Below are 22,363 nucleotides of genomic sequence, written 5' to 3'. Positions count from 1 at the left end.
GAGCCGAAACCTTTCTGTTATAAGGGATAACGCTTACAAACTATATCTGTATAAACTCTGCCCCTTCCTACACTCCGTTATGGCACGGTGGAATCCGGTTCCACAAGCGGGCTTAGCTCTTGCGCAGCCGGTTTCTCCCCCTTGAATTGTCCAATCTCCGGCAAATATCTCACGCATACCATGCTGAGGAGCAGGAAAATCCCAAAGGTCAGGAAGTAGGAGGACCATCCGACCAGGCCTATTACTAGTGGAGCAAGAGCGGGTACGATGGACTGCGGCAATGTATTCGCCACGTTCATAATTCCGAAATCCTTGGCGGCATCTTCCTTACGCGGAAGAATTCTGGCTACAAGTGCGGTATCCACTGCCGAGAAGCAGCCTGCCCCCAGACCGAGGATAACTGCTGCTGTCATGATTGCCGGGAATTGCGGAACAAACGCAAAGATCAGAATTCCAATGATCATAATCGCCGCTGAGGTATACAGGAAAGGCTTTTGCTTCCGTACCTTGTCCGACCAGGCTCCCCCCACAATGCTCATCAGTGCCATCGCCAGAATCATCGCAATATTGATGACTCCTAATCCTTTGGTCGCTTCCTCTTGCGTATAGTTCATCCGGTTAACCAGCATAACTGTAAGATAACTGGCACTGCCGAAACCCAGCATCAAAAAGAACTTAGCTACAATCGCGAAGGTAAACGACGGATATTTTCTCGGGCTGGGATAAATTTTGCTGATCTGCTCCATAACCTTTACCTTGGATTTGGGAGCAGCTGTAATCGTTACTTTACCATCCTTGATCAGGAACAGGCTGACCACAGGTCCGATTACTCCCAGCAGAATTAGCAGCGTCCACTTCACCTCCGCGCTAACGGAAGTCATCACCATCATCAGCACCATACCCGCCGATGCAGCAGCCGGACCCACAAGACCGATAATTCCCGAGATCGTCCCCTGCTTCTCCGGTTTCACCTGTTCCGGGATAAGGGCCATATAAGAGGCCATCGCGAAATTGAAGAAGAATTGTGCAGCAGACCAGCCGATCACGATTTGCCAGATGGCGGTCCCGAATCCGACCAGAACGAGCCCGGCGCTGCCAAGCAGCGCCCCAAGCAGAATCCACGTACGGCGGCGTCCAAACGCGATATTCGTCCGGTCACTGACTGCACCGCCTATGGGATTACCAATCAGGGCAAAGAAAGCCCCAATCCCGGCAACCATACCGTATGATTTTAAATATCCGTCCGGGTCAATATCCATCATTCGGAAGGTCAACAGCAGGATTCCTGGCGTCAGCAATGCGAGCATCATTAACCCGAAACCAATAACGATCCCCACGGTCAACCGGCCTAACGGTGTAGTGGCCTGGCCGTCAATTCTTGTCTCACTCATTCTTAATTCCCCCTATTATTGGTAAAAGGCTACAGAACAACTTTCATCTTATTCTCGTTGTTATAAGCAATATGGAAGTCTTTAGTTCTGAAATCAGCCCAAAGGACCGTCTCGTATGCCTCATTAGCCCAGGTAATCTCCAATTGCCCATTCTCTAACTGATCGTTAACGGCAATAGTTCCGTCAAAGGCCGGATAGCTGTTGCGGAAACGCATAATCTCATACAATCGCTGAAGCAACGGAAGCTTCAACCGGTCCTTAATCTCGGACGTCGTATAATTGTGGCGGTTAATACTTCTTGGTTCCCCGATACGCTTCAGGCTATCCAGATCATTCTCGCCTGCCAGGAGACCGACATAATAGACCTGAGGAATTCCCGGAGCAAACAGCTGCACCACCCGTGCAAGCAGATAGGCCTCATCATCTTCATCCAGTGCAGAGTAATACGTTGACATCAACTGATACTGCTTGGCTTGCGAACCAGACATTTTGACAATTCCGGCTGGCCTCTTGATATACTGCTGGGCTTCTGTTAATTTCTCGTTCACCTTGTCTCTCACCAGGTCGATCTCGCTCTCCTCCAGCAGGCCTGCTACATCGACCACTCCGATCCCGTCATGCGTATCCAGCGTAGTAAATTGCTTGCGGGGACAGATGTTGAACCAATGGATCAGCCTGTCGGTCCGGCCTGTCATTAAGCCATGGAGCATCAGCATCGGCAACGCAAAATCGTACACCCAATGTCCCTGATCAGCCATCTTAAGCTGGACTTTATAGTTCTCATGAATCTCAGGAAGCATCTCCGTGCCGTACGCCTGAAGCGGCTCCATCCCAATGTCCAGCACCTCCCATACGTCCGGTTCAACGAAGAAGCAACTGGTCCCCGGTTTCTTGGTTGCATAGGCAAAGGCATCGAACCGGATTAACGGAACATACTGGGCAATATGCTCTAAGTTACGCTTGAAATAGTCCTGTGTAGCCGGTGCCCAAGGGTTAACATCCACCTGCTCTTCAAAAAAGGTATTCCAGAGCTTCACAACCTTGCCGTCATCCCGGGTGAATTCCTTATACGGCCGCTGCAATTTGCGGCGGTACAGAGCTTCCATTTCTGCTTCGGTCGGCTCTCCGTCAGGCCAGAACTCGTCCCAGTGAATGAACATTTCCCGGTAAGGCGAGGAATCTCCGTTCTGCATATAGTCCTTGAATTCTTCACTGCGGATGGATACATGATTAATCATGAAATCGGCCATCAGATAATATTTCTCCGAGAATCTGCGGATATCTTCCCAGTCGCCAAAGGCCGGATCTACGATATCATAATTAATGACGGCAAACCCCCGGTCCCCCGACGAAGGATAAAAAGGCAGAAGATGGACACCGCCGATAACTCCCTCATAATGGGTATCCAGCACCTCGTACAGTTCCTTGAGATCCCCTCCCATACTATCCGAATACGTGATGAGCATAATTTTGTTCTGCACCTTTTGCATCCTGGTTGCTCCTGGTTAGTAAGTTTCATTAAGAGTCATTTAGAATTTCATCCCGGATCAGACGGGCCATATGAAACGACAGCTCCGCATGATGATCGGTGATATACAGCACATCTTCGCAGGAAGAGACATGATAATTGAAGAGCCGCTGGCAGATCCACTGAATCGGAAGATAGAGCTCCCCGTCCTTGAATACCGCTTCACACAGCATCGAGTACACCCGGTTCTCCACCACACAACCAATGCTTCCACGAGTGAATTGCAGTGTTCTTCCATACCTCAGAAACATCTCCACCGATTGCCCTTCATTGGAAATGTTGCAGCGCTCGCCGCCGAATACATCAGCCACAAACGACGCAGGCACCAGCAGATATTCCCCCCGGATAATCGCGTTTCCATTCAGTCCGTGATACTTCAGCTTCTGATGCTTCAGGGCCGGACCACTCATCCGAACCAATGTGTTGTTAAAATACACCTTAGCGCTCCCGGATGCGATCGCTATAGCGAACCCGTCCCCTTGTCTTGGAATGTTAGGCTCGGTATGGACAAGGCGGCCCTGTTCATCCCTGCTGACACCGGAGAACAAATAATCCCAGACAATCTCGGCATCATCAATGGTCTGGCCGTGGTCCCGGTTCTTCACATCGCGGAAGACCAGGTCGGCATATTCACCCTTGTAAAAAGCAAGGTTATCCTCGCCTGCAATTTTGATTTCCGGTAAAGTATAACAACGGTTAATCCGCTTCCAATACTCCCGGTTGCGCTTGATCACTTCAGCGGAATCACCCGGGTAATGCGGCGGTACCTCATCCAGCTCAAGACGGGTCTGCCAGACGGCCAGCGGTCCTCCCTGATTGATCACTTCATCCTTCCCGTCAAACAGAAGGCGGGGGTCCGCCGGACCGGCAGACCCGGCTTTACCGGCAAATACCGGAGCATGATAACGGGCCATCTGGCTGGTCATCAGATTTCCCATCGACATTCCCTGAATGAAGACTCTGCCCGGATCAATGTTATATTTGCTCTTCATCTGCCCGATAAGGGCCAGCACCAGCTTCATATGAGGGTTGTTCCCGGGATCAGCGGGCGGAGGGTTCAAGAATATGCCTTCCTCATTGGGCCCAGTGGCCGCCTTGAGCTGCTCCGCATCACATTCTACCGTCCAGAATCTGCGTTCACAGGCATTGGGGAACAGGACAATAAATCCTTCACGGTCGGCAACCAGTGTCCACGAGCTGTACACAGCCTGCCCCCACCCCGTCATTAACCCTCCATGCATCGATATAATTAGAGGGACTTGACGCGTCCCGTCGTATGAGGCCGGCACATATTCATACCAGGTATTATGCATTCCCTCCACTACCACGCCGGTATGCTCCGTTAATCTTGCCGGATAGACCTGAGAATTGTTTCCGTTCTCGTTTACAACCATATCGGAGCCTTTTATCGCTTCCGGAAGAAACTCCCGATTCTCATCATTGGGAGTTCCTGGAAGAATGACAATCTTCCTGTCCATAGAGATCCATCCCTTATGTTTAGATATAGTGTCCTTGACAGCCGGAATTCAGAACAGGCGATGCTCTGCATGCTCCAGCCCGAAGAAGTCCAGGGCATGTTGTATCGCCAGGTCCCAGAATCTCCATTCATGTCCGTACCCTTCCAGCGTCCAGAACTCGGCCTCAACTCCAATCTCCTGTGCATGGTCCTTGAACAAATTCAAATTATCATAAATCAGCGTATCCTCGGTGCCGCAGGCGAACAGCAGGCGCGGAAGCTTACCGCTGTCCGCAAGCGAATCCATAATCGCCCATACATTCTCATTAGAATGAATAAAGGCATCCAGTCCACCTGCATTAATCACCATCCCGCGCAAACGCTGCGACATTGGGTCGTCCTGTAACAAATCGGCTTCCGTCAGGTGTTCCATATTCACAGGGGCTGCGGACAATACCGCCGCAGCAGCGAATTTCTCGGGATAATTCACTGCATACTTGATCGTCCCCCGCCCTCCCATCGACAGTCCTGCAATGAAGTTATCCTCGCGCTTGCCGGATGCAGGAAACCAGTTGTAGACCATGGGCATTAGTTCTTCCGTCAAATAGTCATACATATCAAACCCCAGCATGCTGCTGCTCCAGTTGGAATAATTGCTGTTGAGCGCACTGGGCATCACTACGATTAGATCCTTCTCGCAGGCGTATAATTCGATATTGGTTTTTCTAAGCCAGTCCGAATGATCGCCAAAGGTTCCGTGAAGCAGCCAGAGTACCTTGTATTTCCTGGAATCGTTATAATATTCTTTTGCAGGAACATGTTGAGGCTTGTTTGGTAAAATAATCGTAATCTCATGATTGGACTTCAGATACTGGCTCTCAAAATTCATGTTCAGAACGGACATACCTATTTCCTCCTCAGGATTGATCCACAGCAGCCTTACTTGCAGTCAAATGCTTCCGGTTCCATAAGAAAACGGCAAAAGCTATTACAATCGGGATCGTCATGAACCGGTACATCGCTGCATACCCGTTAACTTCAGTGCCTCCCTTATCCTGTACCATGGATACAATGAATCCGGCAATGGACGGCGTGATCAGGTATCCGGCATCTACACCTATATAATTCGTATTCCCTGCAACTCCGCGTCTCTCGCTGGGTACAAGCTTCATGCAGAGGGTCTGGATCGAAGGCTGGCAGATACCATATCCGCAAGCAGAGACCGCTCCGGCGAAGATAAACATGGGCAGAGACCGGGAGAAGCTGATCACGACAAATGACAGGGCAAAAATCAACATTCCTGGAATGATCGTTGCACTGACGCCGTATCTTTCACTGATTCTGCCGCTGACGGGTCTGGTGAATAACAGACAAACCGCATAGGCTGTAAAGAACAATCCGATTTCTTCTATGCCGATGGCCCCTCCATAGATCAGAATAAAGGAATTAATACAGGAGAACGCACCTGCCAGGAAAAACATGATAATTGTCGGTATGATGACCTCAGTTGCAATAATATTATCCAGGGAAATGGTAAACCTCTGATTGGGAGCCGGTGCTTCAGTCTTCAGTCTCAGCGAGAGCACCAGCACAAGACAAGTTGCACCTGCACTAATCAGGAATACCGCACTGTATCCATAGGCTTGGACCAGCTCCAGGCCCAGCATCGGGCCTATAGCCGTGGCGATGGCTTGACCTAATGAAAAAACACCTATTCCCGAAGCAATTCTGCTCTCCGGCAGCGCATCACTGGCTAATGCTAAACTGACCGGAGCAAGAAACCCCATGCCGATTCCGTGAAGCAGACGTCCGGCGATAATCATGGAGATGCTGCTGGCCAGGCTGTAACAGATAAACGCCAGAATAATGATGGCGGTAGAGGCAGCCAGTAAGTTATTTTTTTTGAAATAGCTGCTTGAGGGGCCAACGATTGGCCGTACACCCAGTGCAGTGATCGCGAACATGCTGGTAACTATTCCGATAATAGTAGCAGTAGCCCCTAAATGGGCAGCAAACTTGGGAATCAGAGCCGTGGTCATAAATTGGTTCAGATTCAGAATGATATTAATCACAAAAATACTAATAAAAGCAGGACTCCAGATACTTTCCTTGCCGGCAGTACTTTTACTTTTGTAAGACCTTCTCATATTTAGCTTCTCCATCACCTCAGACTATCAACAAATAATTGAACCACCATAATAAAGCTCTCATCAATAGACACGTTAGACATCTCGAAATATCCGGTAATCTCCAATGAAACAAAGCCGTGAATCATACTGCGGTAGGCTCTTAACAGATTAATATTGTCATAGCCATCCTTCGAAAAGCCCCGCAGTGCATCCGCCATCGGATCGAGAATCACCTTGAGATATTCTTTGCCGTGGACGGAGGGCATGTTGATAATGACTTTATATAGCTCCGGATGCTGAAGAGCATACTTCCGGTACCCGACCGCATACTCCATTAACAAATACCGGCTGTCCTCCCCATCTTTGGTGGCGGCTGTCATAGACTCATACAGTTTCGATACAGCTACTTTCCCTACTTCTACACTTAAGTGGGCAGCACTCTCTATGAAGTTATACAGCGATGCTGTTGTGACTCCAAGCTTCTTAGCCAACCTGTGCAACGAGAAGTTATCATACCCTTCCTCTTCAATCCATGATACCGCTGTCATCACGATCAGCTCTTGGGTTAACCCTTTTCTGCCAATATCAAACGCCCCCAAAGTTAATAGTGTTAACTTAAAAACTCATGTTATCTTCCAACTAAGTTAACAGTGTTAACAACACAATAAATTAACACCGTTAGTTTGTCAACATAAAAAATAATTCTCCTGCTCTATAGGCTGAGAACCTCTTCACTCTCCTAATGAATCCGCTTGCAAAAATGTGCACAAGCAGGCTAGGCTAACTGATCCGGTAGCCCCGGCAGCAAGTTAGCCCGTGTTGCCTGTTGTCCGCCTAAGTGCTATAATTTCCCCCGGTAATCCTGGGGCGTCATGCCGAATTGCTCCTTGAACACTTTGATAAAATATTGGCTGTTGGCGTAGCCGAGCTGCTCAGAGATCTCATAGATCTTCAGATCGGAGTTGCGGAGGCTTGCTACGGCCTGCTCCATCTTCATATTCAGGATATATTCGCTGATGCTGATCCCGCTGACCTGCTTGAACAGTCTGGAGACATATGCCGGATGAAGCGAGACCGCGTCCGCAACGAATTGCTGGCTGGCCTCCGCCAGATTAGCCGCGATACAGCTCTGCATCTCCTTGACGATGCCCATCCGGTTATTCTGTGTATCCCGTTCGAGCTTGCTCTGCAAGGTATCCACCAGCGCTTCTCCCCAGCTGATCAGCTGGGACACGGAACGGAAAAGAGTCTTATCCAGCAGCTCCCGCCCGACCAGATCAGACAACAGACTATGATTCTTATGGGCAATATAGTGAAAGGAGCCGAGAATCATGGTGCGGATCTCCTCAATGTATTCTTCGTTATAGGCCGGCAGATTGTTGCTGAATTCCTTCATCTGCTGCAGCCGTTCCTTATACCCCTGCCACTGGCCGGTTTCCAGCAGATGCATCAGTGTCGGAGAAGCATATAAGTCCTTGAGCGGCTGGACCGGCGAACTCTTCTGCTTATCCGTCAAGGAGATGAAATAGCCCTTGTCATTGCCCACTTGCTGCCTTAATGCCGACTGGGAGTCCTCATACATGGCGCGGAGATCAAGCGGGAATTCGCCCGGGTAGGACAGAATGACCGAGATTCCGCCATTCAGATATTCATTCACACTGCTATGCAGCTGATGGGTATTATGGGTAAGCTGCTTCAGGATCTTGCCCTGGTCACCTCCCCCTGCTTCATTACTCTTCACAATAAACACCAGGTTCTCGTATGCATCCCGGCCATGCCACATCTCGAAGCCCGGGCCCAGCAGCTCGCAGGCAATGTTCGTCACCGCGTATTCAAAGAGCAATTGGCTGTCCAGCCCAAAATTCGTGAAATGCTCCTCCAGACGGATCAGAATCAGGAAGACCCGGTCGTTCAGCTGAAAATCAATCTGATATCCGCTAAGCTTGTCCTTCAGCCGTTCCTGCGGATAGGCTTTGCCCTGAATCAGCTCGGCCAGCAGCTTGTCCTTCAGCGCCGGAAGATGCTCACGGAAGGCCAGCATCGCCTGCTCATAAGAGGCCGTCCGGTCAAACTCCCTCTTAAGGGTTTTAATCGTGCTCTCCAGAGCCGTCCGCAGCTTCTGATGATCGAGCGGCTTAACGAGATACTCTACCACCCCATACTGAAGGGCTTCCCGGGCATATTCGAACTCGGCGTAGCCGGTTAGCAGAATACACTTGATTCTCCGGTGAGTCCGCTGTACCTGCTTAACCAGTTCCAGCCCGCTCATCCCGGGCATAGCAATGTCCGTAATGACTATATCGACCGGATTTTGCCCGATCATCTGCATGGCCTGGGCGCCGGAATAGGCTTTGTATACTTTTTCAATCCCGAAGTCCTGCCATGGAAAAGCAAGCTCCAGATCATCTACGACATATTGTTCATCATCTACCAGCAGAATTTGCAGAATGAGCTTCTCCCTCCTTTTCAATACGAATCCGGTAACAGGTGCCTTCGGACAGCACGGAGTCTACGAATAACCCGGAGTCCTTGCCAAAATACAGGCGCAGCCGCTGATTCACATTCCTTAGCCCGGTTCCAAGCTGTTCATTACTGATGATATTGTCCTCGATATGGCGGCGGACCGCGCCGAGCCGTTCCTCCGTCATGCCGATTCCGTTATCCTTCACGGTAATCAGCAGATACGAAGCATCTTCTTCGGCGGCAACCGAGATGATGCCAGGCCTCAGGCTAGGTTCAATCCCATGCTTGATGCAGTTCTCCACCAGCGGCTGCAGAATCATTCTTGGCAGCCGGTATCTGGCCGCCTCTGCCGTGACGCCGAATTCGAAGGTGATTTCTTTTTTGCGCAAATGGACCATATGCAGATAATGCTCGACGAAATCCAGTTCATCCTGAAGCGTGGAATCGAGCTGTTCAATCTTGTGAATGTACCGGCAGTACGAAGCCAGATGCAGCGTCATCGCGGTGACCGCATGATAATCCTCAATACTTGCTTTGCTCTGAATGAAATTCAGGCAATTATAGAGAAAATGCGGATTAATCTGCGCCTGATACTGCTTCAGCTTCGCTTCCTTCACTTCAATCTCGCCCAGCAGGACCTGCTCAATCAGAATCTGGGTATTCTGGGCCATCCGGTTAAAGGAATTGCCGAGTACCTTGAATTCATTGACCTGCAAGTCGACGGCACGGCTGGAAAAGTCGCCCCGGTCGAACCGGTCAATCGCCTTGCGCAGCATGATTACCGGCTTCTGGACCTGCTTGCGGAGCAGCAGTGTGTAGAACATAATACCAACCAGCACCACCAGTACCGCATAGAGGAACAGCCGGTTATTGCGGTTAATCGGTTCGATATACTGGCGCTTGGGATAAGCGTCTATGAAATACAAATCCAGCATGTCTGACTTCATATAGTTAATCTGGTATTCTGTACGGTTCTCTGTAGCGGAGATGGTTCCTCTGTTCCCGTTGATCCCAGGACGGATCGACTGTAGCAGCTCCTGCGGAAACGCCGCCCCCGGCTGAATAAAGGCCTGTTCAGAGGCATCGTACAGCAGCGGCATACCCGAGACATACTGATCCATCATTTTCACAAGGTTATCCAGAGAAATCCTGACTTCAATTAACAGCGAGCTGATATGACTGCGCATGATGTTGGAGTAATATCCCTTGCCTTCCTTATCCATGTGCAGCACCCAGCGGTTGCGCGCCTGCTCCGGGGGGCTGAAGGTGCTGAAGGAGAAGGAGGAATCTGAGGATACTGTCTCTTTCTCATCCTCATAGTACAGAATCACTATATTCTTCCAGGAGGTGGAGGCCGTGTTCAGGGCCAGCTTATCGATGATGGTCAGCTTCATCTCATATTTGGAATATTGGTCCCCGAACTTCAGAATATAAGGATATCCACGCACAGACTGGTCCTGTGACAAAGTAATAGTATTTGTCAGCACCTGTTCAAACTGCGTGGATAGCTGGGAGGTCATGAACTCAACCTCGTACATTTTATTTTTTCTCAGCTCGTTCTGAATGTCCTTGACGTTCAGCCTGTAGATGAGCCAGAACGCCCCTACAATGATCAGGAGCATCAGCATCAGAACTAACGACAACCACTGAAAGATAGACAGGCGATATTTCACATTTGGCTCCTCCGAATGAAAGGACGGCCTTAGGGGCCGCCCTTGTCTGCAGATTCTGTTACTTCTGAATGGATTCGTACCATTCATTGACCTCATCGGTCACTTTATCGCCGCCTGTGGTTTTCCATTTCTCTACGAAAGTATCGAATTCATCCACAGAAGCTTTGTCATAAATGATTTTGTTCAGAATTTCCTTCTCCAGCTTCTCCAGCATATCTCCACGGGAGAGCTGAGTCTCTGTAGGTGTACCTGTGAACATCTCAGGCATTACACTGTCCTTCTGATCGATGATGATCTTGGCAGCTAAGATCTGCTCAGGAATACGTTCGGACAGGTTCTTCTCGTACTGGTTAGCAGGCTCAGCGCCGCCGGCCAGCTTGGCCAGTGTATTCATCATCAGGTTAGGAATAATAGCTCCATCGTAAGTCAGAGTATAACGGATCGCATCCACCCAGCCGCCTGGAATCTTATCCGTATCCTGCTCTTTCAGGACGGTTCCGTCTTCAGCGATATCATAGTCGTAGCCTTTGGCGAAGCCGTTCACGAAGGTTGTGCTGTCCGGGTTAGCCCAGTTATCAAACAGATAGTTCTGGTAGACGAAGAAGGCGTCCTTGTGCTCCATGTCCTTGTTGATCAGAACGGCGCCGGAGGCGATCTTCGTACCGTGTCTGCCCACCTTGCCGTCAGGTCCTGCCGGAAGCGGATAAGCCTTATGCACTGCACCCGGAACGTTCTTCTGCAGATCCGGCAGCGGCCAGCCCGTCATCCAGTAAGGGCCGACAATAATACCGGCTTTGCCTGCTGTGAAGGCTTCTGTCGCTTTGTTCTCATCATACAGGCCGGATTCCGAGGAGATATATCCTGCCTTCATCCATTTTTGCATGGTTGCCAGGCCTTCCTTCATCTCCGGCTGAACCGAGCCATAAGCCAATTTGTTATCGGCTGTCTTGTTCCACTGGTTCGGCATAGCGCCGAACATTCCGAAGATCCAGCCGGATTCAGACATCCAGGTATTCAGATTATTTTTGAAGCCTACTGCGAGTCCAGTCGTATCCTTTTTGCCGTTGCCGTCAGGGTCCTGGTTCGTGAACGCATCGAGGACAGTTTCCAGCTCAGCCAGATTCGTCGGAGCCTTAAGGTTCAGCTTCTTCAGCCAATCCTCACGGATATACATAACCGGATCATTATTATAAGCGTTTTCCAGAATCGGGATACCCATACGCTTGCCGTCTCTCATGTAAGGATTCCATACGGTTGGCTCTTCGGCCATCGCTTTTTTGTAGATATCGGAAGCATATTTATCGAACAATTCGCCCGCATCCGTGAACTGGCCGCTGTCGATCAGGTCAGAGATCAACGAAGGACTTCCGCGGAAGGAGATAATATCCGGCATCTTCTCGCCTGAAGTGAGCATCAGACGCAGCTTGGTCTCATAGGCGTTATTCTGGTCGCTTACCGTCCAGAGATACTTGATATCAATGCCCAGTGTATCCTTAGCCCACTTGGTGTGTACGTTATTCTCAATATTCTCGCCATTCTTGAATTTCAGGCTGCTTGCGATGGGAAATACCGTTGAAATGGTTACCGGTTCTGTATATTTGCCATTCTCAAAGGGAGCCGAATACATAGCGTCTTCGCTTGCCGCCGGCTTGTTGTCCCCTTCTGCCTTCTTGTTGTCAGCATTGCCGCCGCATCCGGCCAGCAAGCTGCCCAGCATGACTGTGGATAACACTGCTGCCGCAGAGAATTTCATTTTCTTTATCATTTAATCTTGCACCCCTTTAATTAAAATTTAATCACATTAATTATATGAGTCAATCTTTTTTCGCTTCCAGCGCGTGCATCACCCCCTTTAGTAGGAAGGGCGGCTATTCCTTAACCGCCCCGAGGACAATTCCTTTCACGAAGAAACGCTGCAGGAATGGATACACGATGAGAATCGGTGCCATCCCGATGAAGATCTGGGCGGCTTTGACCGTCCGCTGCGAGATATTCTCCAAATCCTCCGGACGCACGGTCACTTTACTGAAGTCCTGCTGGACAATGACCGACTGCAGGAAGGTCGCCAGCGGATAGTTGCGGTGATCCGTCATATAGAGCAGGCCGTCGAACCAGGAGTTCCAATGCCCGACGATCGTGAACAGCGACAGTGTAGCAATGGCCGGCATGGATACCGGGAGATACACGCTGAACAGTGTTCTGAAATGACCGGCGCCGTCGATAAAGGCGGCTTCCTCCATTTCCTTAGGCACAGCCCGGAAGAAGTTAAGCAGCAGAATGATGTTCCATACCGAGACAGCACCCGGCAGAATCAGCACCCATAAGGAGTTCATCAGATGCAGCTTTTGAATCAGAATGTACATTGGTACCAGACCGCCGCTGAACAGCATCGTGAACACCAACAGCCAGATATAGAGATTCCGGCGTCTGAACCGGGCGCTATCCTTGGACAAGGCATAGGCAGCCAGAAGGACGATTCCCATGCTAAAAGCAGTTCCCAGCACCGTCCGCTGCAGCGTCACCCAGATGGACCGGGTGAAATTCTCATTGGCTACGGTCTTGGTATAAGCGTCCACTGTGAAATCTACCGGCCACAGTCCGACCAGATTGGCATTGGCTGCCGATTTGCCGCTGAACGATACAGCAAGGACGTGAATCAGCGGAACAAGACACATGATCGAAATAGCGATCATCAGAGTATAGTTGAACACGGTGAAGATGCGGTAAGATTTTGTTTTATGATACATGCCCTATTGGCCTCCATTCTAGAAAATACGGTAGTTAGCAAATTTATACGAAAGGCGGTAAGCTGTTACGATTAAGACAAAGCTGACTACGGATTTGAACAATCCGACCGCTGTGGAGAAGCTGAACTTACCGTCAACAATTCCTAGTCTGTAGACAAATGTATCGATGATGTCCCCTTTATCGAAGACAAGCGCGTTGTACAGGTTGAAGATCTGGTCGAAGCCGCCGTTAAGCACGTTCCCCAGCGCCAGCGTTCCAACCACGATGGTAATCGGCAGCATGGCCGGCATTGTAATCGACCAAGTCTGCTGCCAGCGCCCTGCTCCGTCCACTTCAGCCGCTTCATAGAGCGCAGGGTTGATGCCCGCCAGCGAGGCCAGGAAGACAATCGTGTTGAAGCCGAACTCTTTCCAGACGTCACTCACTACAACAACGAATCTGAACCAGTTCCCGTCACCCAGGAAGAAGATCGGCTGGATGCCGAATACACTCACCAGGACCTGATTGATTAAGCCTCCATCTCTGGCCAGCAGGTCGGAGAGGATACCGCCCAGGATTACCCAGGACAGGAAGTGGGGCATATAGACAATGGTTTGTACCATTTTCTTGAACGCCATCTTGCGGATCTCATTCAGCAGCAGTGCGAACAGGAACGGAACGATCAGGTTGGCGAGCATTTTCAGCCCGGCAATAATCAGGGTGTTCCAGATGACCTGCACGTTCTCGGGAATGCTGAACAGATATTCGAAATGCTCCAGCCCCACCCACTTGGAAGCGCTAAAGCCTAAGCCCGGCTTATAATTCTTGAAAGCAATCGCAAGTCCTGTCATTGGAATGTAGGCGAAGATCACAGTTAGGATCAAAGCCGGCAGAACCATCAGATCTAGGCTAAGGTTCTTTGTCCATTTCGATTTTTTTCGGGGACTCCCCGCATTTACATCCAGTTTCTCGCCTTTTACGCTGGCTGGCGTAACCAAGTTTTTCATGCTTCTGCTCCCCTTTGCTGGTCAACGTGTATCCGTTTACTTTGTTTATAAATTAATCATACCTAGCCGGACATGACAGTTACATGATAAATACAAAGCATTGATAACAAAATGATAACCATCAACTTCAAACAGCCATGAGTAACTTCAGCAACTCCGAGTAACCCCGGCAACATCGAGTAACTTCCAGTTGCGCCGCCGCCCAAACAATGATTGCACAGCCTACTACAGAATTAGTTGAAAAACGTATCTTAATTTAGCCGGTTTGGAGCTTTTGAGGAAATTAGGTGGATTTATGCTATTTATTTTTGCGGAATTCGTTTATTTGTCCTGATCCCGGCGCAACAAGTGCCTTTTGTCCAACTACTGTCTGGCCGGGTCCATTCCGCGCGCGAACAAGTGCCCAAAATCCAACTATTTCCTGACGTAGAAGTCGGTTATTCGCCCGCTCCAAAGCGACATTCTCCACCCATCAATATTCGCCCGCCCGGATGGCATACTCCCTTCCATCACAAAAAGCAGCGGCCTCCTTATCGGGAGAACCGCTGCTCGATGAACGCTATAGACTTGCGGATACTACTCTACTAGTTGAGGCCGATTATCCGGTACACTACCACGGCAGCCTGCTCCTTGGTCATCTGGGCCTTAGGCAGGAAGTTGCCGTTCTGTGCCCCTTGAATGACTCCGGCAGCCTGCAGCTTCTCAATAGCGCCTGAAGCTTCCGCGCTCAGCTGGTTCAGATCCTTGAAGCTGGGAACAGCAGCGGAATCGCTCTTCAGCTTGATCTGCTCCAGCTGGAGGAGCCGGTTCAGCATGACCGCCATTTCCTGACGGCTGAGTGCATCGCCCGGACTGTAAAGTCCGTCTGCTCTACCTTTTACAATACCCAAGGCTCCAGCAATGTTGATAGCCTCGGCATATGGGGAATCCTTACTGACATCCTTGAAGCCTGGGACTGCTGCTCCAGCTTGGAGGTCAAACGCATCGACCAGCAGCTGGGCAAATTCCGCCCGGTTCATCAACACCCCTGCCTCATAGGAAGCCTCTGCTCCCAGAGGAAGTATTCCGCTTGCCGCCAGAGCTTCAACGCTCTCGGCAGCCCATTTGCTGCTCTTGTGACCCGGCAGCTTCACTGTGGCCGCCGCATATTGTCCAAGCTCCTTGGTCTTGAAGGAGACATAGCCTGTCGCCGGATCATATTGACGATCCTTCACAACTGCAAGCTTGCCATTCTCCTGCACCTGATAGACCGCAAGCTGGTGCGCCCGCTCGCCTGGCTTAAGTTCATAAGGCAGCAGCAGGGTAAGCGCAGCAGCGTCCACCGCTGTGTTCTTGGCTCCACGGATCGCAAGCGAGAAGTCCAGTACAACCGCTCCATCCAAGCGGGTCTTCACTGCTGCCGGCCATCCGTCCTGGCCTACACGCTTAACTTGAAGCTGAAGAACATCCCCGGCCAGCATATCCTGCAATTTCAGCAGCTGTGTGTTCAGGCTCAGCACTGCCCCGAAGCCGCTCTCAATTCGAATCTCTTTAATCTTCGGCTGTGCGGCCAGACCCTGAAGCGGAAGCCCCAGCTGCAGCGCTTCGGTCCCGGAGGCAGGCTTGACGGCAATCTTCAGAATGCCGCTGTCCAGCGACTGAAGCACGGCCTGACTTACTGCATCCGGCGTGAGATCAACATTCAGCACTCCAGCCTTATCCGGGGAAGTCTGAACGGTCAGCTTGCCATCTGCGAAGACCGCTGCCGGAGCAGGTGATTTCACAGATGGTGCCGAACCTGGCGATGGAGACGAAGAAGTGTTATCTGTAGGGGTTTGCGGTGCCGCCTCAGGCAGCGCAAAGGTCAAAATCCCGAAGTTTGAGGTATCCCGCCACGTATCCTCTCCCCTGTCATTCCATTTACTCGTACTGCGGGTGCCGTCTCCCCGGTCATCATTGATCTGGAGATCAAGCCCGATGGAGCTTCCCGCCGCCCCCTTAATCGTGCCGAAATTAATCTTGGCTTCGACGCGGTACCCGGTGTCCGTATGAACCACCGCGCTGGTCAATCTGCTGTCCGAGGCTCCTCCGCCAAAGGACGCCACATTATTGATATTAATCCGGTATTGGCCGTCATCCCCCTCATAATACGGGGTTCTGCTGAAATTCTCATCGATGAAGATCTCCACGGAGTCCTGGTCCCATGGATTTGCGGCATCCGCCTTCAGCAAGGCGTCCTTCACATCAATGATCAGATAGAGGCTGTCCTCCGTCCACATCGATCTGGCTTCTGCGGTGGTGCTGTATGGAGCGGCAGACATTGTCACCTGAAAAGGCTTCGCCTTCTCCCACTCCGCATCCATCTGTCCGTCGATCTTCACCTGACCCTTCAGCGATTCCGCTGAATTAGGCATTGCAGAGAGTCGGAGAACACCGTAATGACTGGTATCTGTGTCCTGAGACCGGCTTCTGTCATTCCAGTAGGCAGGAACAGAATCCGGAACACCGGCGTCACTGACACGGATATCGAGACCCAGTTCAGCGCCAGCGGCACCCTTGACGCTTACGAGCGGAATTCTCGCTTCAATGATATAACCGCCCTCACGTTCGGTACTGGTGAAGCTGACTCCTTCGGTCCCGGAGCCCGAACGCGGCAGGCTGATCTTGCGGTCATCCGGCTGATACGCCGTAGTCTTCCCATTGTTCTCATCCAGGAAAAGCTCAACCTTGTCTTCCGCGTTCCGGCTGGCATCGGTAACGTCGATCTTCACATACAGGTTATCTGTATCCCAGAGCGTATGAACCTTGGCAGTTACTGTACTGCCCTGTTCCAGCGGAATCCCTGCTGTTTTGCTCCACAGGGCTTTCCCGGCTTCGCCGCTCTGAGGTGTACCCTCAAGCGCCACGGCTACATTGTGAATAGCCGGCAGCTTGGACGGGTCCACCGCCCCCCAGAAAGCAGGCTTGGCCTTCAGCTGCTCATCGAACAGCATGGCATGGTTGTTGTAGCTTTTCTCATCCTGCACGCCCCAAATGGAGACCGAGGAGATCGTGTCCTTGTACTTCTTGTAGAGCTCGAACAGATCATTATAGCGTTTGCCCTGCCGTGCAGCGATATCTGCAGGCAGCGGAGCAGAAGGGCTAATGCCCGAATCTACGTCCAGCTCAGTGATTTGAATGTCCAGCCCAAGCTGCGAGAATTGCTGAATCGTCTTTTCAATCTCCGAAATGGATGGGGAGAACAGTCCGTGATGAGACTGGAGGCCCACGCCGTCAATCAGATTCTTCGCCTTGAGCGTCTTCAGCAGCTTGTAGATATGCTCACGCTTTTCCGGTACCTCTGTGTAATAATCATTGTAATAGAGCTTCGCTTCCGGGTCCGCCGCACGGGCGAATTCAAATGCCTTCTCGATATAGTCCGGACCAATCAGCTTATACCATGGGGACAGTCTCATCCCGTCCGGGCCGCCGCCATTATCGGCAATCGCTTCGTTCACTACATCCCAGGCGTAGATTTTGCCCTTATAGCGGTGCATAACAGTCTCGATATAACTCTGTAGACGCGTAAGCAGCAGCTCTCTGCTTGCCGGCTGGCCGTCAGGACCCGTGAACATCCACTCGGCAGCATCCACATGCCACAGCAGCGCGTGTCCGCGAAGTCCCATTCCATTCGCCTCTGCAAAATTCACATATTTATCCGCCCCGTCGAACACATAAGTGCCCTCGGAAGGAGCAAGGAATTTGGGCTTCATTTCATAAGTAGCTGTGATGCTGTTGAAATGCTTCTTCAGCAGCTCCCCGTAGACCCCTTCCATTTGCCAGGAGTACGCAGCAGCACCAATGGCGAAATCGTTCGCATAGATGTCTTTTAGCGCAGGGATATCCTGTTCAATGCTCATCTCAGGCGCAGGTTCAATAACCACATCATCTACATAAAAAGATAACGTATCCACAGTCTCCTCTGTAATATAAGGAGTCTCCACGAACAGGTTCACCTCAGACGGCTGGTCGCTGTACTGGAAGGTCCCCTTCAGCAGATGCCACTGATCCCACTGATCGGCCTTAATGTCAACCTTATCAATCGCATTCCAGCTCTCGGAGCCGGCCTTTTTATACACTGTCATCTGCAGGCTTTTGTCGGCCTCCGGCTTCTCCTTCAGGCGGACATACAGCGAGAACTGGTAGCTCTTGCCCGGCCGCAGATGCTCCTTCACACTCAGGCTTGGCCCATGGAAGCTGCGCTCTCTTCCTTCGACCAGCATACTGTGAGTTCCGGTATTAGCCGTATCCTGACTCACCGACAACGATTCCGGGCCAATCCGGTTCTTCCAGCCCTGAAGCGATCCGTCTTCAAAATCCGTGCGCAGCCCTTCCTCCCCCTCCGGGACTTCAGCCGCTGCGGTGGTAATCTTGATATCATCCACGTAGAATGCAGTTCCTGCTGCTGCTTCTGCATAAATCTCCGTGAAGCCTACCTTATCTCCTGTAATAAAAGTACCTTCCAGATACGTCCATTCCCCTGACCCCTTCGCTCCGCTAAGTTCCGCTACAAGCATCCAGTCCTCTTTTTCGCCGATTTTGGTATGTACCGTGAATTTGACCGGCGCCGGAGATTTCACCCATGCTCCCACGGTGTAGGCTGTGTTCGGAGTCATGTGATCTGTCAGAACCTGATTAGGCCCTTCCCATGCCTTGGTCCGCCCATCTACGTACAGACTGTAGGAGCCTCCATGATAGACCTCCTTCGTTACTGTAAGCTGTTCGTCGCCCTTCTTGGTCCAGCCCTGTGCGGTGCCGTCCTCAAAGTCCGAAGCAAGAACAACTGCCGGGCCTCCCTCAGCCGCAGCATAGACCGGTGTCCGCATCGGCAGCACCGAGGCCGCCAGGACGACCAGCGCCAGCCCTAAGCTCATCATTCGTTTACGCTTGAGCATCTGTACCCTCCTAAGAATCTTCTTTATAAAGCGTTTACAGATTGAATTATAGCTCTGTGGAAATCGTTTACAAATAACAATTTGATAGTATTGATAACAAAATGATAAGGGGAGCAGAAAAATCAGCGGTTTTCCGTATCCCCCCTCGTGCCAGCACATGATTCGGACCACACGCCTCCGCCTCTGCATAATGATGTAATCGGTTTTTCGATTACATTCGGCCCGCACACCACCACCCGGCGCAATGTAATCGGTTTTTCGATTACATTTGGCCCACACGGCACCATCCGGCGCAATGTAATCAGTTTTTCGATTACATTTGGCCCACACGGCACCATCCGGCGCAATGTAATCGGTTTTTCGATTACATTCGGCCCGCATGGCACCATCCGGCGCAATGTAATCGGTTTTTCGATTACATTCGGCCCACACGGCACCATCCGGCGCAATGTAATCGGTTTTTCGATTACATTCGGCCCGCATGGCACCACCCGGCGCAATGTAATCGGTTTTTCGATTACATTTAGCCCGCGCACCTACCTGAACAACACAAAAACAGCACACTCCACAATCTGAAGCGTGCTGCAATCTTCATAACTAATATTCACTCTGCCATATTAACTCTGTCTTAACTACTAAACATACCGTACACTTACACGTTCCCCCGCCTGCATCTCAATACTCACCAGGCCGTCTGAATCCGGCTCCAGCAATAGCCGGTCTTCTCCGCGCGTAATCTCCAGAGGGCGTTCTGCCAGAACCCGGCACTCTCCACCAAGATGAGCAGCGGTAACCTCCGCTTGCCCGAGAACGCCACCGCTCCAGGTCAGGTTCACCTCATAGCCGCCTCGTGCCCGAAGGCCCTTCACTCTACCTTCACTCCAGCTTGAAGGCAAGGCGGGCAGAAGCTCCAGATATCCCTGGTGGGATTGCAGCAGCATCTCGGCAATTCCGGCTGTAGCTGCGAAGTTCCCGTCAATCTGGAACGGCGGATGAGCGTCGAACAGGTTCGGGTAGACGCCGCCGCGCTCATTGTTAACGGCCTCCGGCTGAACCAGCGTCAGCAGGTTCGTGATCAGCTGCTTGGCGCGGTCACCCTGTCTGAATCGGGCCCATAGTCCGATTTTCCAGCCCAGGCTCCAGCCGGTTCCGCCGTCTCCGCGTATCTCAAGCGAGGTTCTGGCGGCTTCATACAGCTCGGGGACTAGCTTCTCCGTTACCGATCTGCCGGGGTAAACTCCGACCAGGTGGGAGACATGGCGGTGATGCACATCCTCATCCTCCATATCCGCCGACCACTCCTGAAGCCGCCCTCCGGCACCAATCTGCAACGGCAGCAGCCGTGCGCGTGCCTCCTCCAGCTCAGCCGCGAATTCGCCGTCCAGCTCAAGCAATCCGGCAGCAAGGCTGCAGTTCGTGAACAGCTCCGCGATCAGCGACAGATCCATGGTTGCCGCTTCGCTGACGGCATACTTCTTGTCGCCGTCTACGATTTTGTGCTCAGGAGAAGTAGATGGTGAGGTAATCAGGTACCCGTCCGGGTTCTCGATCAGCCAATCCAGGCAGAACAAGGCCGCTTCCTTCATTACCGGATATGCGGTCTCCCGCAGATAGGACAAATTGCCGCTGAAGGCATAATGCTCCCACAGATGCTGGGTAAGCCATACCCCGCCCATCGCCCAGGATGCCCAGACCGGATCTCCATCGCCGTAGCCGCCAACGGGAGCCGACTGTGCCCAGAGATCGGCGTTATGATGGGCCACCCAGCCGCGTGCGCCATAGTTAATCCGGGCCGTCTCGCTGCCGTTAGCCGCCAGCCTCCGGGTATAGTCAATCAGCGGCTGGTGCAGCTCGGACAGATTGCAGATCTCCGCCGGCCAATAATTCATCTCCGCATTGATATTCAGCGTGTAATTGCTGCTCCACGGCGCCCGGGTATCCTGATTCCAGATGCCCTGGAGGTTCGCCGGCTGTGTGCCGGGACGGGAGCTGGCAATCAGCAGATAACGGCCGTAATGGAACAGAAGCTCTACCAGCCCTGGATCATTGCTGCCATAGGCGGCAATTCTCTGATCTGTCGGCATGCCCTCTGGAGCCAGGCTCTCTCCCAGATGCAGCTCTACCCGGTCAAACAGCTCCCGGTGATCGTCAAGATGACGGCCCAGCAGCCCGGCATAAGGCTCACCAATGATCCGCTGTACAGCCCCAGCTGTCTGCTGACTTACATCATAATCCGCCTTCACTGTGCCGGATTCCGCATCGAAGGAGGTTGCCGCACTGAAGTACAGAACCGCTTCCGTTGCGCCGGTAACCTGGATACCGTCTGCACTTGCTTCCAGACGGCCTCCAGTCTGGACCGCAGCCAGACGGCCGTGGAACTTCAGACTCCGCGGGGACGCTCCGCCGTAACGGACCGGCTGATCAACTTCGTAATAATTCGGCGCCACATATTCAGGAGCATGTCCGCTAATCGTGTAGTGCTCACCGTCTGCTTCCGAACAGTGGCGGAGCGGACTGTCCAGCTTCGCCCGGAAGCTGAGCCGGTGCTCCTCGCTGGCCGTTAAGCGGACAATGATCGCCTGGTCCGGGTGAGAGGCGAAGACCTCCCGGGTATACCGGACACCGCCGATTACATAGGAGACGGTACCAACACCCGTGGACAAGTCCAGCTTCCGGCTGTACTCCCCGTCTATGGTCTGCCCGTGCTCCATCGTAAGCAGCAGATCCCCGAATGGCAGATAGGACTGGGCGTAGGGGCCCATCATTTTTTTGCATAGTTCATCCGCTTCTTCATTCCTGCCTTCTGCAATCAGCGCCCTAACCTTAGGAAGAACCTCACGGGCTCCCGGATTATTCCAGTCTGTCTTGTACCCGGACCACAGTGTGTCCTCATTCAGCGCCAGACGCTCCTTCTCAATGCCGCCAAAAATCATGGCTCCCAGCCGTCCGTTCCCGACTGGAAGCGCCTCCACCCAAAACGTGGCAGGGGTGTTAAATGAAATATTCATTGCGCAGCTTACCTCCATACACCGTAATTTCTAATCTGGCTGAACCCTTCCATCCTGATAAATCCTGA

The 22,363-nt window shown here is 51.8% G+C and carries 14 protein-coding genes; 1 reads left to right on the top strand and 13 read right to left on the bottom strand.

The genetic code is table 11. The features are described 5' to 3' along the window. Positions 1 to 77 precede the first annotated feature (77 nt). The 12 genes from MKX63_RS13705 to MKX63_RS13650 all read right to left on the bottom strand — a co-directional run bounded on the left by MKX63_RS13705 (position 78) and on the right by MKX63_RS13650 (position 19,287). Entirely contained in the window at positions 78 to 1,391 is a 1,314-nt protein-coding gene (locus tag MKX63_RS13705) for an MFS transporter (RefSeq protein WP_341017700.1), read from the bottom strand. 29 nt (positions 1,392 to 1,420) lie between these two features. Beyond that, positions 1,421 to 2,881, bottom strand: coding sequence for a sucrose phosphorylase (gene gtfA / locus MKX63_RS13700; RefSeq protein WP_341017699.1), 1,461 nt, complete (start codon positions 2,879 to 2,881; stop codon positions 1,421 to 1,423). A gap of 28 nt (positions 2,882 to 2,909) precedes the next feature. Continuing rightward, positions 2,910 to 4,397: an alpha/beta hydrolase family esterase gene (locus MKX63_RS13695; protein WP_341017697.1), complete on the bottom strand. Its 1,488-nt coding sequence runs from the start codon at positions 4,395 to 4,397 to the stop codon at positions 2,910 to 2,912. Between the two features lie 48 nt (positions 4,398 to 4,445). Further along, on the bottom strand, positions 4,446 to 5,279 hold the full coding sequence (locus MKX63_RS13690; RefSeq protein ID WP_341017696.1) for an alpha/beta hydrolase: 834 nt from the start codon (positions 5,277 to 5,279) through the stop codon (positions 4,446 to 4,448). 13 nt (positions 5,280 to 5,292) lie between these two features. Further along, a complete protein-coding gene (locus MKX63_RS13685; RefSeq protein ID WP_341017695.1) occupies positions 5,293 to 6,522 on the bottom strand; it encodes an MFS transporter in 1,230 nt (409 codons plus the stop codon). Between the two features lie 14 nt (positions 6,523 to 6,536). Further along, positions 6,537 to 7,052 carry a TetR/AcrR family transcriptional regulator gene (locus tag MKX63_RS13680; protein ID WP_341017694.1) on the bottom strand — a complete coding sequence of 172 codons (516 nt, stop codon included), beginning with the start codon at positions 7,050 to 7,052 and terminating at the stop codon, positions 6,537 to 6,539. A gap of 293 nt (positions 7,053 to 7,345) precedes the next feature. Then, on the bottom strand, positions 7,346 to 8,974 hold the full coding sequence (locus tag MKX63_RS13675; RefSeq protein WP_341017693.1) for a response regulator: 1,629 nt from the start codon (positions 8,972 to 8,974) through the stop codon (positions 7,346 to 7,348). Beyond that, a complete protein-coding gene (locus tag MKX63_RS13670; protein ID WP_341017692.1) occupies positions 8,928 to 10,640 on the bottom strand; it encodes a sensor histidine kinase in 1,713 nt (570 codons plus the stop codon). Before MKX63_RS13670 ends, MKX63_RS13675 begins: the two co-directional genes overlap by 47 nt. Positions 10,641 to 10,698: 58 nt before the next feature. Further along, entirely contained in the window at positions 10,699 to 12,405 is a 1,707-nt protein-coding gene (locus tag MKX63_RS13665; protein ID WP_341017690.1) for an extracellular solute-binding protein, read from the bottom strand. 103 nt (positions 12,406 to 12,508) lie between these two features. After that, a complete protein-coding gene (locus MKX63_RS13660; RefSeq protein ID WP_341017687.1) occupies positions 12,509 to 13,387 on the bottom strand; it encodes a carbohydrate ABC transporter permease in 879 nt (292 codons plus the stop codon). An 18-nt stretch (positions 13,388 to 13,405) separates the two neighbouring features. Further along, positions 13,406 to 14,365, bottom strand: a complete 960-nt coding sequence (locus MKX63_RS13655) for an ABC transporter permease (RefSeq protein ID WP_445321878.1) — start codon at positions 14,363 to 14,365, stop codon at positions 13,406 to 13,408. Between the two features lie 593 nt (positions 14,366 to 14,958). Beyond that, complete coding sequence (locus MKX63_RS13650) at positions 14,959 to 19,287, bottom strand: endo-1,4-beta-xylanase (protein ID WP_341017686.1); 4,329 nt, start codon at positions 19,285 to 19,287, stop codon at positions 14,959 to 14,961. Between the two features lie 147 nt (positions 19,288 to 19,434). Here MKX63_RS13650 and MKX63_RS13645 point away from each other — a divergent pair, with 147 nt between their 5' ends. Next, on the top strand, positions 19,435 to 19,863 hold the full coding sequence (locus MKX63_RS13645) for a hypothetical protein (RefSeq protein WP_341017684.1): 429 nt from the start codon (positions 19,435 to 19,437) through the stop codon (positions 19,861 to 19,863). A gap of 59 nt (positions 19,864 to 19,922) precedes the next feature. Here MKX63_RS13645 and MKX63_RS13640 read toward each other — a convergent pair whose 3' ends face one another. Further along, entirely contained in the window at positions 19,923 to 22,295 is a 2,373-nt protein-coding gene (locus MKX63_RS13640) for a glycoside hydrolase family 95 protein (RefSeq protein ID WP_341017683.1), read from the bottom strand. Between the last annotated feature and the right edge of the window lie 68 nt (positions 22,296 to 22,363).

The sequence above is a fragment of the Paenibacillus sp. FSL R7-0179 genome (assembly GCF_038002265.1).
Lineage (GTDB): Bacteria > Bacillota > Bacilli > Paenibacillales > Paenibacillaceae > Paenibacillus_AQ.
The sequence above is the reverse complement of the archived record's forward strand: the minus strand, read 5'-3'. Positions and strand labels throughout refer to the sequence as shown.